This is a genomic window from Baekduia sp., from assembly GCF_035318805.1.
Lineage (GTDB): Bacteria > Actinomycetota > Thermoleophilia > Solirubrobacterales > Solirubrobacteraceae > Baekduia.
In genome coordinates, this window is sequence record NZ_DATHDY010000121.1 from 80562 (window position 1) to 96544 (window position 15983).

The window sequence follows — 15983 nt, forward strand, 5'->3', positions numbered from 1 at the left end:
CACGCCCTGCCGGGTAGGGCGCGCATCCATGCGCCGGCGTGGTCGGGCGCGGTGCCCGCGACCCTCGAGGCGCGGGTCGCCAGCGGCCGCGGCATCCGGCGCGTACGGGCCAGCAGCCGCACGCGCAACGTCCTGGTCGAGTACGACCCCGACCGCCTGAACGAGGCGGCGGTCGTCCGGCGGCTGGCGCGCGCGGTGCGCGACGTGCGGGTGGCGCCGGAGCCCGCGGCGCGGCCCTCCCCGCGGCGGGCGCCCGGCCCCGTGCTCGTCACGCACGCCAGCGCGGGCCGGGCGCGCATCGCCGTGCCCGGCCTCGACCGCGAGACCGAGCTCGGACGGCAGCTCGTCGAGCGGATCGGCCGGCGACCGGGCGTCCGGCGCGTCGTCCCCAGTCCGCTGACGGGCCGCGTGCTCGTCGAGTTCGACGACGCCGTGGAGCAGCTCCAGGCGATCCTCGACGACATCGCCGACGTCGCGCCACCGGACGGCGACGAGCACGAGCTTCCGGCGCACCCGCTCGATCCGGCGCCGATCATCGAGGGCGCCGCGCGCGTCGTCGGCGCGACGCTCGGCCTGAGCCTGCTCGTCGGCCGGCGGGCGACGGGAGCGACCACGGCGCCGGTGACGGCGCCCGGACCGGGCGAGATCGCCGGCGGCGTCGTCCTCCTCGAAGGCGTCCCGCGGGTCGCCCACGGGCTCGAGGATCTCCTCGGGCACGAGCGCAAGGAGCTGCTGTTCGCGGGCGTCGGGATCGTGTCGATGACCACCTCGGGCGGGGCGCTCGGCCTGCTGTTCGCCGGCGTGGCCGGGCTGCGGGTGCTCACCGAGGCGCTTGCGCGCCGGCGGGCCTGGAGGGAGTACGAGCGCCGCCTCGGCGACGCGCAGGCGGTGTATCCGGGCGCCGAGCTGGCGCTCGAGGCGGGCCGCCGCGTGCCCCTGCGCGGACGGGTCGTCGACGGCACCGCGATCGGCCAGTCGCGCGACGGCACGCCGCAGTTCCTCGTCTCGGGCGCCGGCGTGGACGCCGGAGTGACGATCCACGGTGGGCCCGTGACGGTGCGGCTCACGGGCGCCGGACCCGTGCCGCGCGCGGGCCCCGACCCGCGGGCGCACCACGACACCGGCACGGCGGACGGCCTCTACCTGCGCGTGCTGCCGTTCGCCGCCCTTCTCGCCGCGCTGGGCACCGCCGTCGTGACGCGGTCGCCGGGCCGGGCGCTCACGACGCTGCTGGTCCTCAACCCGCGGCCGGCCCTGGCCGGCGCCGAGCACGCCGATCGCGCGGCCGCGGCGCGCGTGCTGCGCGCGGGCGTCACCGTCGTCGGCTCGCGGTCCGAGCGCCCGGTGCGGCGCCCCGACGTGCTCGTGCTGGACGGCGCCCGCACGCTCTGCGACGGGTGGGAGCTGCGCGAGGCCGTCGCGACCGGCGAGGGGCACGACACGGCCGGCGTCCTGGCGCTGGCGGGCGCCGTGGCCGCCGCGGCCGGCTCGCCGTGGGGCACCGCTGTCCCCGGCAACGCCCGCGCGATGCCCGCCGACGGCGCGTTCGACGGGCGTGTCGCGAGCGCGAGCGTCGACGGCGAGCGCTGGACGGTCGGGCCCGAGGAGGACGGCCGGGGCGACGGCGCGCTGCCGGCCGAGCCGGGCGACCAGGTGCTCCTCGTACGACGCGAGCGCGACGGCCACGTCGCCGGCGCGCTCGCGCTGCGCCCGCGCATGGCGGGCGGCGCCGCGGCGCTCGTGGCGGCCTGCCGCGCCCGCGCGGTGCGTGCCGAGCTCGTGAGCGCGCGCGTCACCGGAGCCGTGCGGGCCGTCGCCGCCCGCGCCGGCGTGCCGGTCGTGGCCGGCGCGGCGGACCAGCGCGTGTCGGCGATGCGCGCCGAGGGACTCGTCGTGGCCGTGGTGGGCGACGGCGCCGACTCCGGCCCGGCGTTCGACGCCGCCGACCTGGCGATCGGCCTCAGCTCGGGCCTCAGCGGGCCCTTCGCCGCGCGGGCCGACGTGCTCGCCCCGCGCCTGGAGGCCGTCGCGGCCATCGTCGAGGCCGGGGCGCGACGCGATCTTGCCGTGCGCGACGCGACCGCGCTCTCGATCGCCTCCAACCTCGCCGGGGCCGCCTGGGCGCTGCGCGCCGCGCCGCCGTTCCGGGCCGGCGGCAAGCCGGTGCTGCTCGGCGGGCTGGCGGCGATGCTCGACGCCGCCGTGCGCCTCGGCGGCGGGCGCCGGGAGCGGACCGTCGTCGAGCGCCTGACCGATCCGCTGCCCGAGCGCTGGGGGCGCGTGGACGCCGAGGCCGTGCTCCAGCGCCTGCGCAGCAGCCCGCAGGGGCTGACCTGGGAGCAGGCCGACGGCCGCTGGACGCCGCCCGCGGAGCCCGCCGATCGCCGCGTGTTCGTCGACGCCGTCGCCCGGCAGCTGGCCTCGCCGCTCGTGGCCTTCCTGGCCGGCGGCGCGGCGCTGTCGCTCGGCATCGGCGCCCCGGGCGACGCGGCGATGATCGGCGCGGTGGTCGTGGCCAACGCGCTCATCGGGGCCTGGCAGGAGCATCAGGCCGGGGAGGCCACGCGCGCCCTGCGGCAGCTCGGCCCGCCGCTCGCGCGCGTCCTGCGCGCAGGCCGCGAGGAGGAGATCCCCGCCCGGCGACTGGTCCCCGGCGACGTCCTGGTCCTGGCCCCCGGCGACCGCGTCCCGGCGGACGCCCGCCTGCTGGAGACGACGGCCTTGGAGGTCGACGAGGCGGCGCTCACCGGTGAGTCGGTCCCCGTGTCGAAGTCCGCGCTCAACGGCACGGACGCCTCGCACGTCGTCCTCGAGGGCACCGACGTCACGGCCGGCACCGGCCACGCGGTGGTCGTCGCCGTCGGCGCCGGCACGCGCATGGGCGCGATCGCGGCGGCGCTGGGCGAAGACGCGCGCGGCCCCAGCGCCCTCGACGACCGGCTCGGGCAGATCATGTGGCGCGCGCTGCCGTTCATCGCGCTCGGCGGCGCGCTGGTCACGGTGCCGGGCATCGCCTTCGGCCGCCCGGTCGTCCAGCAGCTCGCGCTCGGGGCGAGCCTCGCGACCGCCGCGGTGCCGGAGGGGCTGCCCGTGCTGGCCGGCGTCGCGGAGGCCGGCGTCGCGCGGCGGCTCGCGCACCGCCACGCCCTGGTGACACGACTGTCGGCGGTCGAGGCGCTCGGCCGGGTGGACGTCGCGTGCGCCGACAAGACCGGCACGCTGACGAGCGGGCGGCTGGCGCTGCGCTGCGTGGCCGACACCGACGGTCGCGCCGCGCCGCCCGAGGCCCTGCCGCCCGACCTCCTCGACGTGCTGCGCACCGCCGCGCTGGCCAGCCCGTCGCCCGCCGGTCCGGCCGCCACCGCGCACCCGACCGACGTCGCGGTCGTCGAGGGCGCCCGCGCGGCCGGCGTCGCCGACGGCGGCGCCCGGCGCGGGGCCGAGACGCCGTTCGACCCGGTGCGCGGGTTCCACGCGACGGTCGCCGGCGGCCGCATCCGCCTCAAGGGCGCCGCCGAGATCCTCGCTCCGCGCTGCTCGCAGGTCCGCACGCCCGCGGGGGATCGCCCACTGGACGTGGTCGGGCGGGAGGCGCTGCTGCGGCACACGGCGTCGCTGGCCGCCGACGGCCTGCGCGTCCTGCTGGTCGCCGAGGGGGATCCCGGCACCGCGGCCGACGATCCCGAGGGCCTCGTCGCCACGGGCTTCGTCGGCATCGGCGATCCGCTGCGTCCCACCTCACGCGCCGCCGTGGCGCGCTGCCGCGAAGCCGGCGTGCGCGTGGTGATGCTCACCGGTGACCACCCCGCGACCGCCGCCGCCGTCGCGGGCGAGGTCGGCCTGCCCTACGACGGCGAGCACCTGCTCACCGGGACCGAGCTCGCCGCGCTCGACGACGATGCCCTGGCCCGGCGGCTGGAGCACGCCACGGTCATCGCGCGCAGCACGCCGCTGGACAAGCTGCGCATCGTCGAGGCGCTGCGCCTGCGCGGCCACGTGGTCGCCATGACCGGCGACGGCGTCAACGACGCCCCCGCGCTGCGCCTCGCCGACGTCGGCGTGGCCATGGGCCGCCATGGCACCGAGGTCGCGCGCCACGCCTCCGACCTGATCCTCACCGACGACGACTTCGCGACGCTGGCCGAAGCGCTCGTCGAGGGGCGCGGGTTCTGGGGCAACATGCGACGGGCGCTCGGGCTGCTGCTGGGCGGCAACGCGGGAGAGGTGGTCACGATCGTGGCGGTGGGCGCGACCGGGCTCGCCTCCGGACTGACCACGCGGCAGGTGCTGACCGTCAACCTCGTCAGCGACGCGCTCCCTGCCATGACCGTGGCGATGAGGCCGCCGCCGCATCGCGACCTCGCGACGCTCTCGCGCGAGGGCGGCACGGCGCTGGACGCGCCGCTGCGCGCCGAGATCCTGCGGCGCGCCGCCGGCACGGCCGTACCGAGCCTCGCGGCGTGCGCGCTCGCCGCGGGGTTGGGCGGCGCAGCGGCCGTCGGCCCGGTCGCCTTCCTGAGCGTGATGGGCACGCAGCTGGCCCAGACGCTTCAGATGGCGTGGACCAACGGTCGACCGGACCCCGCGATCGCGGGGGCCGTCGCCGGCTCGGTGAGCGCCCTCGCCCTCGGCGCGGCGCTGCCGGCGACGCGGACGTTCCTCGGCCTCGGCGGCCTGACGCCGGGCGGGATCGGCCTCGCGCTCGCCGCGTCGGTCGCCGCGCCCGCGGTCGCCGGCGCCGTGCCCGTGCCGGGATCGAGCGGCTAGGTGGCGATCAGCGCGCGGGCGAAATCGTCGGCGTCAAATGGGCGCAGGTCCTCCAGCGCCTCGCCGATGCCGATGAGCTTGACGGGGATGTTGAGCTCGCCGGCGATGGCGAGGGCGATGCCGCCCTTGGCGGTGCCGTCGAGCTTGGTGAGCACGATGCCGTCGACCGGCACCGCCTCGGAGAACAGCTTGGCCTGGCGGACGCCGTTCTGGCCCGTGGTCGAGTCGATCGTCAGCAGCGTCTCGTGCGGGGCGTCGGGCATCTGCTTGCCGATGACGCGGCGGATCTTCGTGAGCTCGGCCATCAGCTCGTCCTGGTTGTGGAGGCGCCCGGCGGTGTCGATGATCACGACGTCGATCCCGCGCTCGCGGCCCTGCTTGACGGCGTCGAACGCGACGGCGCCCGGGTCGGAGCCCTCGGGGCCGGTGACGATGTCGACGTCGGCACGCCGCGCCCACTCGGTGAGCTGCTCGACGGCGGCGGCGCGGAAGGTGTCGGCCGCGCCGAGCAGGACGGTCTTGCCGAGCTCCTGGCGGAGGTGCCAGGCGAGCTTGCCGATCGTCGTGGTCTTGCCGGTGCCGTTGACGCCGACGGCCATGATCACCGTAGGCTCGTGGCGCAGGTCGATGGTGTCGGTCCCGGTCTTGGCGATATCGGCCAGCAGCTCGACGAGGCGCTCCTGCAGCGCCGGGCCGCCCTCGACCTGGCCGGACGTGGCCTCCTGCTCGAGCTGGCCGACGACGCCCGCGGTGGTGCGCGCGCCGACGTCGGCCATGATCAGCGCCTCCTCCAGGCGCTCCCACGTCTCCTCGTCGAGCGTGTCGAAGAGCGTCGCCTGGATCTCGGACGTCAGCGCCTCGCGGGTCTTGGAGAGGTTCTCGCGCAGCCGGCGGAAGAACCCGCCGCGGCGCGGGCCGTCCTCGCCGCCCTCGCCGGCTTCCGCGGTCGCAATGGGGCCGGCGTCGTCGCCGGTCAGGAAGAGGTCGCGCCAGTCACGGGCCATGGACGCGCGAAGATAGCGGGGTGCTGCGCATCGAATCCGTCCGGTCCCACGAGCCGCCCGCCACCGACCTCGTCGAGGCGATGGTCCAGGAGGTCTCGCGGCATTACGGGCGCATCGACGTCCCCGGGGCGCCGACCGCCACGCCCGCCGACCTGGGGCCGCCGGGCGGCGCGTTCGTCGTGGTGTTCGACGACGACGACGGCGACGGCGGTCGCGCCGTCGCCGGCGGCGGGCTCAAGCGCCTCGACGACCAGGCGTGCGAGATCAAGCGCATGTACGTGGTGCCCGCGGCGCGCGGCCGCGGGCTGGGACGGGTGTTGTTGGAGGCCTTGGAGGACGAGGCGCGCCGGCTGGGCTATCGCGTCGCGCGGCTCGACACGGGTCCCGAGCAGCCGGGCGCCCAGCGCATGTACGAGCGGGCGGGGTATGCGGCGATCGAGAACTTCAACGCCAACCCGTTCGCGAGCTTCTGGGGCGAGAAGGTCCTCTCGCCCGGCTGAGGCCGTGGCGGCCAGGGGTGCCGTAGGCGGCAAGCGAGGCCGAGGCCCACGACGGCCAGCCGTCGCCGCCGTAGGTGGGTCCCCAGTCGCGATAGCGACATAGTCTCCTACGCCCCGGCGGGGACCGGCGAATGCGCGGCCTCGGCGTCGGCGACGTACTCCTTGGGCATCTTGCGGGAGACGATCTTCGAGACGCCGTCGTTGCCCATCGACACGCCGTAGAGCGTGTCGGCCGCCTCCATCGTGCGCTTCTGGTGGGTCACGACGATGAACTGCGCCCGGTCGGCGTGGGTCTGGAGCAGGTCGAGGTAGCGCGTGATGTTGAGGTCGTCGAGCGCCGCCTCGACCTCGTCGAGGATGTAGAACGGGCACGGCTTGGCCAGGAAGACGCTGAACAGGAAGGCGATCGCGGTCATCGTCTTCTCGCCGCCGCTGAGCAGCGTCAGGCGCTTCATCGACTTGCCGGCCGGCGTGATCTCGATCTCGACGCCGAGGTCGTCGTCGGGATCGATGCCGCCCTCGGCCGCCTCGGCCTCGGCGTCGGCCGCCGCCTCGGCGGCCTGCTCGGCCTGCACCTCGGCCTCGCCGTCGCCGCTGTCATCTGCCTTCTGGCCGCCCAGCACCGACCGCGGCGTCTGCTCCTCGCGCACCAGTGAGAGCCGCCCACCGCCGCCCGGGAACAGCGTCCGCGACAGCTCCTCGAAGTTCTTGGCGGCGGCCTCGAACGTCTCGGTGAACGTCACGCGGATCTGGCGGTCGGTGTCGCGGATGAACGCGCGCAGCTCCCGCAGCGCGGTCTCCAGGTCGGAGCGCTGACGCTCCATCTCGTCGACGTGGGCAACAGCCTCGTCGTACTCCTGCTTGGCCAAGGGGTTGACGGGGCCCAGCTGCTCGCGGCGCTTGACGAGGCGCTCGATGCGCTGGCGCAGCTGCACGGCCTCATCGGTCGGTAGCGGCTCCTCGCGCGGCTGCGCCTCGAGGCCGAGCTTCTCGGCCAGCGCGCCGAGCTCCAGCGCGGCCTCGGACTCCTGGTCGCGCAGCTGCTGGGAACGGACCTCGGCGCGCGTCACGGTCTCGTTGCGGTCGTGCAGGCGCCGCTGGATCTCGGCCTCCTGCGTGGCGCAGGCGCGCAGCTCCTGGGCGACACCCTCGCCCTCGGCGCGGTCGGCCGCCAGCGCGCCGTCCATCTCGCGCATGCGCTCCATGACCGCCTCGTGCACGACGGCCAGCACGTCGGCGACGCGGCCGGCGGCCGGGCCGAGCGCGCGGTCGCGCACCAGCTGCGCCTCGAGGTGGGCCATGCGCCGCGTGCGCTCCTCGCGGGCCTTGGCCGCCTGCTCGGCGACGCGCCGCTCGGCGGCCAGCTCGCCCTCGAGCTGGGCGCGGCGCACGGCGCCCTCGCCCTGCTCGGGAGCCTTGCGGCGCTCCTCCATCAGCCACGCCGCCTGGCGCTCTGACTCCTTGGCCTCGGCGTAGGAGCGCTCGGCCTCGCGACGCTCGCGCTCGGCCTCGTCGCGCGACGCGTCGGCCGCGCCGACGGCCTGCCGCGCGCCCTCGACGCCCTTGCCGGCCTCGTGCTCGGCCTGGACGAACTTCTCGCTCTCGGCGATCAGCGCGTCGCGCTGGTTGCGCATCGCCAGCACGCGCTCGGCGCCGCCCTCGGCGGCCTGCTGGAGCTCGCGCGACGCCCCCAGCCAGGCCCGGCCCGCGCGCGTCACGGCCACGCCGGCGAACGCGTCGCCGACGTCGTCCAGCGCGTCGACCAGCCACGCGTCGGCCAGCAGGCGCCGCGCGAGCGACAGCGCCGGCTCGGGGCCCCGGATCAGCTCGGTGAACGGTCGCGCGCCCGCCGTCGGCGGCGAGCCGGCCTCCGGCGCCTCGGTGGATGCGCCGAGGATCAGCGCGCGGCCGCCGTCGCGCTTGGCGCGATCCAGCAGCGCGCCGCCCGCGGCGCGATCCTCCACGACCGACGCCGACAGCCGCGCGCCCAGCGCGGCGCTCAGCGCCAGCTCGCAGCCGGCCTCCACCTCCAGGTCGTCGCTCAGCGAGCGGGCGCCGCCGGCCGGCCCCGACGCTGAGCGCAGGAACTGGTTGGCACGCGCCAGCTCGGCGCCGATCTTGGCCGCCTCGCGCCGCGAGGACTCCGCGGAGGCCTCGGCCGCCCGCCGGGCCTGCCGCGCGACCTCGCACGCCTTGTCGGCCTCCTCGAGCGCTTCGCGCTTGGCGTCGACGACCACGCGCAGCTCGGCGACGCGCGCGCCGGCGGCGGCGCGCTGCTCGCCCAGGGCCGCCAGCTCGCGCTCGAGCGCGGCGGCGCGATCCTCGTCGAGCTCGACCAGCTGCGCCTCGAGCGACTCGATGCGCTCCAGTCCGTTCTCGTCCGGCTGATCCTCGAGGGCCTGCAGGCGCAGGGCCTCGAGCTGGCGCTCGCGGTTCTGCGCGCGCTCGGCGACCTGCTCCGCCGTCTCGCGCGTGCGCTCCAGGCGCAGCTCGATGCGGTCGGCGGCCGACCGCGCGCGCTCCACGCGCCGCGCGAGCGCCTCGCGCTGCTCGGAGCGCTGGGCCAGCGCCTCCTCGGCCAGCTGACGGCGCGCGGCGACCTCGCGCAACTCGCCCTCGGCCTCCTTGCGGGCGTCGCGGGCGGCGGTCGCGGTGGCCAGCGCCTCCTGCATCTCGGTGCGCCGGGCGCGCACGGTCTCGCGCGCCAGCTCCCACCGGGCCTCCAGCGTCTGGCGCTCCAGGCGCTCGTGCAGCTCCGCGGCCTCGGCCTGGCGCTTGAGCGGCCGCAGGCGCGAGCGGGCCTCGCGCTCGACGTCGAGCGCGCGATCGAGGTTGTCCTGCGTGCGCTCGAGCTTGAGCTGCGCGCGGCGGCGCCGCTTGCGGTGCTTGCCCAGCCCCGCGGCCTCCTCGATGAGCAGGCGCCGGTCCTTGGGCTTGGAGGTGACGATCGCCTCCACGCGTCCCTGTGAGACGACGGAGTGCATCTCCTTGCCCAGGCCCGTGTCGGAGAGGACCTCGAGCACGTCGACCATGCGGCACCGCGCGCCGTTGAGGCGGTACTCGCCCTCGCCGGCGCGGTCCAGGCGGCGCAGGATCGAGATCTCGCCGACGGGCAGGTCGACCGTGCCGTCGGAGTTGTCGAGCACCAGCTCGACCTCGGCCGAGGAGCGCGCCTGCACGCCGCGGCCGCCGCCGAAGATGACGTCCTGCATCGACTGGCCGCGGACGGCGAGCGGCGACTGCTCGCCCATCGCCCAGAGCACGGCGTCGGTGATGTTGGACTTGCCGGACCCGTTCGGGCCGACGATGACCGACACGCCCTCCCCGAACTCCAGGCGGGTGCGGTCGGGGAAGGACTTGAAGCCCTTCAGGGTGATCGACTTCAGGTGCACCCCCACATCGTGCCGGGTGCCCCGGACGTTCGGTCCCGAAGCGTCCCGTGCAGGGATTCTTACGCGCGGGGGGACACGCGCGGCGCGGCGCCTAGGCCGTGTCGTCGTGGTCGAGCGACTCGAGGGCCACGCGGGCGGCCTCCTGCTCGGCGTGCTTCTTGGAACGCCCCGAGCCGGTTCCGAGGATGCGGTCGGTGACCATCGCGGCGACCGCGAACGTGCGGTCGTGCGGCGGCCCCTGCTCGGCGGTGACCTCGTAGACGACCACCTCGCCGCGCTGGGCGAGGCGCTCCTGCAGCGTCGACTTGTAATCGACGGGATGCTCCAGCGCGTGGTTGAGCTCGGGCTCGAAGGCCTCGACGACCGCCGCGGCGGTGCGGTCATAGCCCGCGTGCAGGAAGCAGGCGCCGATGACGGCCTCGATGATCGAGGCGAGCACCCGCTCGGTCTCCATGAGCGCCGTCGTCTGCTCGGCGCCCTCGGGCGCCGCGGCGCGCAGGCGCTCCGGCACCCCGAGCCGCTCGGCGACGTCGCGGCACGACGGGCCCGACACGGTCTGCGCGCGGATCTTCGTCAGCCGGCCGGCGCCGTAGCGCTCGGCCTCCAGGCGCGGGTACAGGTGCGCGGTGATCGCGAGCCCGAGCACGCTGTCGCCCAGGAACGCCAGGCGCGCGTAGGAGTCCGACCGGCGCGCGGTCCACGAGGCGTGGGTGAAGACCTGGCGCGCCAGGTCCTCGGGCACCTCGTCGAGGAGATCACGAAGCTGCTGCAGGGTGGTCAGTGCGCGCTCGGCGCGTGGGCGAGGACGAAGTCGACCGCTTGGCCCACCGTGAGGATCTGCGCGGCCTGCTCGTCGGACATCTTCACGCCGTAGGAGTCTTCGAGCTCCTGCACCAGCGTGAACAGGTCCAGCGAGTCGGCTTCGAGGTCCTCCCTGAAGCGCTTGTCCTCCTCGATCCGCCCGGCATCGAGCTCGAGCTCGTCGGCGAGGTGGTTCTGGATGAGGAGGAAGACTTCTTCGCGGGTCATGGCGTAGGAGAGACGGTAGCCGCCGAATCGGACGCGGGCCCCGGACCACCCGCCCCCTTGAGCGCGCCGGCCTCCTCCAGCGCGGCGTGCGTGCGCCCGACGACGTCGTTGGTGACGCCGCGCGCCGCGAGGAGGATCGCCTGGGAGAACCCGGTGCGCGTGAAGCGCCCGTGCGGCACGACGCCGAGCTTGCGTAGGCCGAGCAGGTAGGCGCCGCCCTGGCCCTCGGGATCGATCTCGGCGCGCAGGTCGGCCAGGTCGCTGCGCAGCAGCAGGCCGCCGAGCTTCCCGCGCGAGGACGACATCGCCGCCTCGCGGATCGAGCGCAGGGTCGCCGACGACACGCCCTCGATCAGCTTCAGCGCGACGTTGCCGGTGAAGCCGTCGGCGACGACGACGTCGGCGACGCCGTCAAGGACGACGTTGCCCTCGGTGTTGCCGATGAAGTCGACCAGCGGCGAGGTCGCGGCGCGCTCGCGCAGCAGCTCGTGGGCCTCGCGCACCAGCGGCGTGCCCTTGATCGACTCCTCGCCGTTGCTGAGCAGCGCGACGCGCGGCCGCTGGATGCCCAGCACCGTCGAGGCCAGTGCGGCGCCCATGAACGCGAACTGCACGAGGTGCTCGGGCCGGACCTCGGCGTTGGCGCCGACGTCGAGCAGCGTGACCGGCCGGCGTCCGCCGGGAACGGGGATCGGGATGGCCAGCGCCGGGCGGTAGATGCCGTGGGCGCGGCGGATGTTCAGCAGGCCCGCGGCGAGCGCGGCACCGGTGGAGCCGCCGCTGACCAATGCGTCGGCGCGTCCCTCGGCGACGGCGGCGGCCGCCAGGACGATCGAGGCGTCCTTCGTCGAGCGGGCGGCCGCGACGGGGTCGGCGACCTTGGCGATCGAGACGGGGGCGTCGACGATCTCGACGAGGCCGTCGGGCGCGTCGATGTCGCCGAACTCGTCGGCGGGCCCGAACAGGAGGGTGCGCACGCCCTGGCGTGCGGCGATGGCGGCACCGGCGGCGACTTCGGCCGGGCCCAGGTCGGCACCGTTCGTGTCGACCGCGATGGTGACCGGCGAAGCCTCGCGCAGAGGGCTCGTTTCGCTGCGGGAACTCGCCCAGGGGCTCGCTCCCGCGGCCCCGGCTCCCCCGGAGCCCGGGGCAGCCATCAGTTAGTGCTCGTGGCCGTGGTGCTCGGGGTCCGGCTCGAAGACCGAACGGCCCGCGTACGTGCCGCAGACCGGGCAGACCCGGTGCGGACGGCGGGGGCTGTGGCACTGCGGGCACGCGTTGATCGACGGCGAGCTGATCTTGTGCTGCGATCGGCGCTTCGTCGTGCGGCTGTGAGACTGCTTCTGCTTCGGGACGGCCATGAGCGACGCCGAAGGGTAGCGGACCGCCTCGCTGCGCGCCCTCCGCCACGCGTGCTTGACTGCGGCGCCGTGTCCCCCCTCCCCGCCGTCCGCCTCCTGCAGCCCGCAGACGTCCCCGCCGCGGCCGCCGTCGGCGGCGCGTCGCTGAGTGACCAGATCCCGGTTGCGCTCCAGCCCACGACGCCGGCCGAGCGCGCCCATCTGGTCCGCCGCCAGCAGGCGCGCGTGAGCCACCTGCTGGCCACCGACCCCGAGGGATCGTGGGTCGCGGAGGTCGACGGCGAGATCGTGGGGGTCGCGCTGGCACTTGTGCGCGACGACATCTGGGGGCTGTCGCTCTTCGGCGTCCGGCCGGGGCTGCAGGGCCAGGGCATCGGCCGCCTGCTGCTCGCCGCGGCGCTGGGCTACGCCGCCGGGCGCCGCGGCGCGCTCATCCTCAGCTCGACCGATCCGCGAGCGATGCGCTCCTACGCCCGCGCCGGCTTCGCCGTCAAGCCCGCGCTGGCCGCCGCCGGCGCGATCAACCGCGCGCGGCTCCCGGCCGGGCTGCGCACGCGGGCGGGCGACGTCGAGGCCGATCGCGAGCTGCTCGACGCCGTGTCGCGCCACGTCCGCACCGCCGCCCACGGCCGCGACCTGGGCGCGTTCGTCGCCGCGGGCGACCGGCTGCTGGTGCTCGACGGGCGCGGCTTCGCCGTATCGCGGCGCGGCTCCCCCATCCTGCTCGCCGCGTTCGACGACGAGGCCGCGACCGACCTGCTGTGGTCGTGCCTGGCCGACGGAGCGCCGGGCGCGCCGGTGCACCTCGACTACGTCACGCAGGGCAACGACTGGGCCGTGGCGGTCGCGCTGGAGGCGGGGCTGTCGCTGTCGCCCGACGGTCCGGTGTTCGTCCGGGGCGAGACGGGCCCGTTCGCCCCGTACCTGCCGAGCGGGGCGTACCTGTGAGGATCCGGCCGGCCGAGCGCGCCGACATCCCGGCGCTCGCGGAGCTGGTGCGCCGGTGCGACGAGTCACAGCGCAGCTGGGCCGGGCCGGACGTCCCGCTGCCCGCGGTCGAGGCCGAGGAGCTCGAGTGGGACCTGCGCTTCGCGCGCGCCGGCGCCTGGATCCGGGTGGCCCAGGAGGACGCCGGCCAGATCGTCGGCGTGGTCGCCTTCGCCGGCGGCCAGATCTCCCGCGACGACCGCACGCCGGTCCCCGGGCTGGCGCACGTCAGCGCCGTGTTCGTCTCCCCCGACCACTGGCGCCGCGGGATCGCGCGGATGCTGCTGGTGGCCGCCGAGGAGGCGATGCGGGTGTCCGGCTACGAACGCGCGCAGCTGTGGACGCTCGAGGGCTCGCCGGCCGAGCGGCTCTATACGGCGCTGGGCTGGGCGCGCGACGGGCGCCGCGACGTGTTCCCGCCGATGGGGCTCGACATCGTGGCGTACGTCAAGACGCTGTAGCGGGTCGCGCGGAGACGTTCGCGCGTGGCCCACGAGCTACTCGTCGAACTTCAGCTCGGCCAGCGCCGCCCAGCGGGCGTCGGGTCGCTTCTCGTGCGCGTGGTCGGGCTCGGCGCCGTTGAGGTCGATCCCGCACTCGGGGCACAGGCCGCGGCAGTCGTGGCGGCAGAGGATCTGCGCCGGGAGCGCCAGCGCCAGCGAGTCGCGTGTCCAGCCCTTGACGTCGAGGACTTCGCCGTCGAGGTAGGGCGAGTCGAGCTCGGGGCCCTCGCCGGGCTGGTCGATCTCGCGGACGTCGACCGAGTAGGCGGGCTGCGCCGGCTCCAGGCAGCGCATGCACGGGCCGTGCAGCCGCGCGCGGAGCTGGAGGCGCAGGGCGACCCCGCCGCCGGTCATGCGCGAGACGTCCACGCGGACGGGCAGCGGCGACGGCCCGACCTCGTAGGTCTCGTTGCTCAGCTCGAACGGGTCGAGCGCCACCTCCAGCTCGAGGTGGCGGGCCTCGCCGGCACGCAGGTGCAGGGGGCCGAGATCGAAGGTGTCGGTACGCGCGGACATCTCCCCGTCGAGGGTAGATCATGCAGACGTGCGCGCCATGGTCCTCGATCGTCCCGGAACGCCGCTGCGGCTGACCGACCTCCCGGAGCCGGTGCCCGGGCCCGGCCAGGTGCTGCTGCGCGTCCGCGCCTGCGGCGTGTGCCGGACCGACCTGCACGTCAGCGACGGCGAGGTGCCGCAGACCCGCGCGCCGCTGGTGCTGGGCCACCAGATCGTCGCCGAGCGCACCGATGCGGACGCGCCCGGCCGGCGTGTCGGCGTGCCCTGGCTGGGCTGGACCGACGGCACGTGCCGGTACTGCGCGGCCGGGCAGGAGAACCTGTGCGAGCACGCGCGCTTCACCGGCAGGGACATCGACGGCGGCTTCGCGGAGTGGGCGGTCGCCGACGAGCGCTTCTGCCTGCCGCTGGGTGGGCGGGACGGGGTCCTCGACGACGTCCACGTCGCGCCGCTGCTCTGCGCGGGCCTGATCGGCCTGCGCACGCTGCGCGCCGCGGGCGACCCGGCGCGGGTGGGGCTCTACGGCTTCGGCGCGGCGGCGCACCTCGTCTCGCAGATCGCCGTCTGGGAGGGGCGCGAGGTGTACGCCTTCACGCGTCCCGGCGACGAGCGCGGCCAGGCCTTCGCACGCGAGCAGGGCGCGGTGTGGGCGGGCGGGAGCGACACGCGCCCGGACGTCCAGCTCGACGCCGCGCTGATCTTCGCGCCGGCCGGCGAGCTCGTGCCGCACGCGCTGCGCGCCGTGCGCCGGGGCGGGACGGTCGTCTGCGGCGGGATCCACATGAGCGACATCCCGTCGTTCCCGTACTCCGACCTGTGGGAGGAGCGCGTCCTGCGCTCCGTCGCCAACCTCACGCGCGCCGACGGCCACGAGCTGCTCGCCCTCGCGCCGCGCGTCCCGCTGCATCCGCAGGTCACGCCCTACCCGCTGGAGCGCGCCCAGGACGCGCTCGACGACCTGCGGTCGGGCGCGCTGAAGGGCGCGGCGGTGGTGGTGCCGTAGGGGCTGCGGAGGTGGCGCGATCGTCCTTGGCGTGCAGCGCGGGCGTCGGCGTGGCGCGTCCTGCTGAGGAGGGCGATGACGACGAGGCGTACCGGGCACCGCCGGCGGGCGGGGTCGTCCGCGTCGGCCCGAAGCGCGGGTGGGCCCGAACGCCGCGGTCCCACCGCGCCGAACAGGCCCACCCCGTCCCCCAGTCGCCGCATGAAACCCGGTGGGCCCGAACGCCGCGACCCCACCGCGCCCAACAGGCCCACCCCCACCCCAGGCCCCCGCGAGGACCGACGGCGCCCGGCTCGCCGGCGCCGACGGAGACCGACCCGGCCGGCGCCCCGCCCCCCGCGCACGTTCTCCGCGGGCGCCGGCGTGGGAGTCGTGGTCCGGCGTTGTTGCGCTCCGTTCGTGCGCTGGTCGGGGTGCGGGGCGTGGTCCGGCGGCGATGACGAGTGCGTGAACGGGAGTGCGGGCGCCTGGTGTCTTCCGCGGGCGCTGGGGTCGGGGTCGTTCGGGCGTGAATGACGCACCGCGCGCGACCGGTGGCGGATAGGGGTCGGCACACGACCCCAACCCGCCATCCGTCTCGAGTCGCCACCGGCGAAAGGCACCTGGACGTTGAGCTGCAACGGCCAGGTGTCACTCACCTCCCACTCGGCCGATCGATGGCGAACTGCCGGGCGGGTGGGCCCGAACGCCGCGGTCCCACCGCGCCCAACAGGCCCACCCCCACCCCAGGCGCCCCCGGAAACCCGGTGGGCCCGAGCACCGCGGCCGCACCGCGCCCAACAGGCCCACCCCCCACCCCCAGGCGCCCGCGAAGACCGACGGCGCCCGGCTCCCGCCCCGCGCCGACGGAGACCGACCCGGCCGCGCCCGCCCCCGCGCACGTTCTCGTCAGTGATCCCGGCTCCCGCCCGCCCATCGACC

Annotated in this window: 12 protein-coding genes; 5 read left to right on the plus strand and 7 right to left on the minus strand. The window is 76.1% G+C overall.

Annotated elements, in window-relative coordinates; all coding sequences use genetic code 11:
• Positions 1-51: 51 nt before the first annotated feature.
• Positions 52-4767: an HAD-IC family P-type ATPase gene (locus tag VK501_RS24915; RefSeq protein WP_324342352.1), complete on the plus strand. Its 4716-nt coding sequence runs from the start codon at positions 52-54 to the stop codon at positions 4765-4767.
• On the opposite strand, the gene ftsY is transcribed toward VK501_RS24915, so the two are convergent.
• Entirely contained in the window at positions 4764-5771 is a 1008-nt protein-coding gene (ftsY, locus tag VK501_RS24920) for a signal recognition particle-docking protein FtsY (protein ID WP_324342354.1), read from the minus strand. The genes VK501_RS24915 and ftsY overlap by 4 nt on opposite strands.
• 20 nt (positions 5772-5791) lie before the next feature.
• On the opposite strand from ftsY, the gene VK501_RS24925 reads away from it, so the two are divergent.
• Positions 5792-6271 carry a GNAT family N-acetyltransferase gene (locus VK501_RS24925; protein WP_324342356.1) on the plus strand — a complete coding sequence of 160 codons (480 nt, stop codon included), beginning with the start codon at positions 5792-5794 and terminating at the stop codon, positions 6269-6271.
• A 107-nt stretch (positions 6272-6378) separates the two neighbouring features.
• Here VK501_RS24925 and VK501_RS24930 read toward each other — a convergent pair whose 3' ends face one another.
• The 5 genes from VK501_RS24930 to rpmF form a co-directional block, all read right to left on the minus strand.
• Entirely contained in the window at positions 6379-9663 is a 3285-nt protein-coding gene (locus tag VK501_RS24930; RefSeq protein ID WP_324342359.1) for a chromosome segregation SMC family protein, read from the minus strand.
• 91 nt (positions 9664-9754) lie between these two features.
• Positions 9755-10405 (minus strand): ribonuclease III family protein, encoded by a 651-nt coding sequence (locus VK501_RS24935; protein WP_324342361.1) that lies wholly within the window; start codon positions 10403-10405, stop codon positions 9755-9757.
• A 35-nt stretch (positions 10406-10440) separates the two neighbouring features.
• Positions 10441-10692 (minus strand): acyl carrier protein, encoded by a 252-nt coding sequence (locus VK501_RS24940; RefSeq protein ID WP_324342363.1) that lies wholly within the window; start codon positions 10690-10692, stop codon positions 10441-10443.
• Entirely contained in the window at positions 10689-11771 is a 1083-nt protein-coding gene (gene plsX, locus VK501_RS24945) for a phosphate acyltransferase PlsX (RefSeq protein ID WP_324342474.1), read from the minus strand. Before plsX ends, VK501_RS24940 begins: the two co-directional genes overlap by 4 nt.
• Positions 11772-11852: 81 nt before the next feature.
• Positions 11853-12053 carry a 50S ribosomal protein L32 gene (rpmF, locus tag VK501_RS24950; RefSeq protein ID WP_324342365.1) on the minus strand — a complete coding sequence of 67 codons (201 nt, stop codon included), beginning with the start codon at positions 12051-12053 and terminating at the stop codon, positions 11853-11855.
• A 69-nt stretch (positions 12054-12122) separates the two neighbouring features.
• On the opposite strand from rpmF, the gene VK501_RS24955 reads away from it, so the two are divergent.
• Both VK501_RS24955 and VK501_RS24960 read left to right on the plus strand, forming a co-directional pair.
• A complete protein-coding gene (locus tag VK501_RS24955; protein ID WP_324342367.1) occupies positions 12123-13001 on the plus strand; it encodes a GNAT family N-acetyltransferase in 879 nt (292 codons plus the stop codon).
• The gene (locus VK501_RS24960; protein ID WP_324342369.1) at positions 12998-13501 is read left to right on the plus strand and encodes a GNAT family N-acetyltransferase; all 504 of its coding nucleotides are present in this window, start codon (positions 12998-13000) and stop codon (positions 13499-13501) included. Before VK501_RS24955 ends, VK501_RS24960 begins: the two co-directional genes overlap by 4 nt.
• 36 nt (positions 13502-13537) lie before the next feature.
• Here the strand turns inward: VK501_RS24960 and VK501_RS24965 are convergent, their stop codons facing one another.
• Positions 13538-14059 carry a DUF177 domain-containing protein gene (locus tag VK501_RS24965; protein ID WP_324342371.1) on the minus strand — a complete coding sequence of 174 codons (522 nt, stop codon included), beginning with the start codon at positions 14057-14059 and terminating at the stop codon, positions 13538-13540.
• Positions 14060-14087: 28 nt separating this feature from the next.
• Between VK501_RS24965 and VK501_RS24970 the strand changes: the two genes are divergently transcribed.
• Positions 14088-15062: a zinc-dependent alcohol dehydrogenase family protein gene (locus VK501_RS24970; RefSeq protein ID WP_349261061.1), complete on the plus strand. Its 975-nt coding sequence runs from the start codon at positions 14088-14090 to the stop codon at positions 15060-15062.
• Positions 15063-15983: the final 921 nt, after the last annotated feature.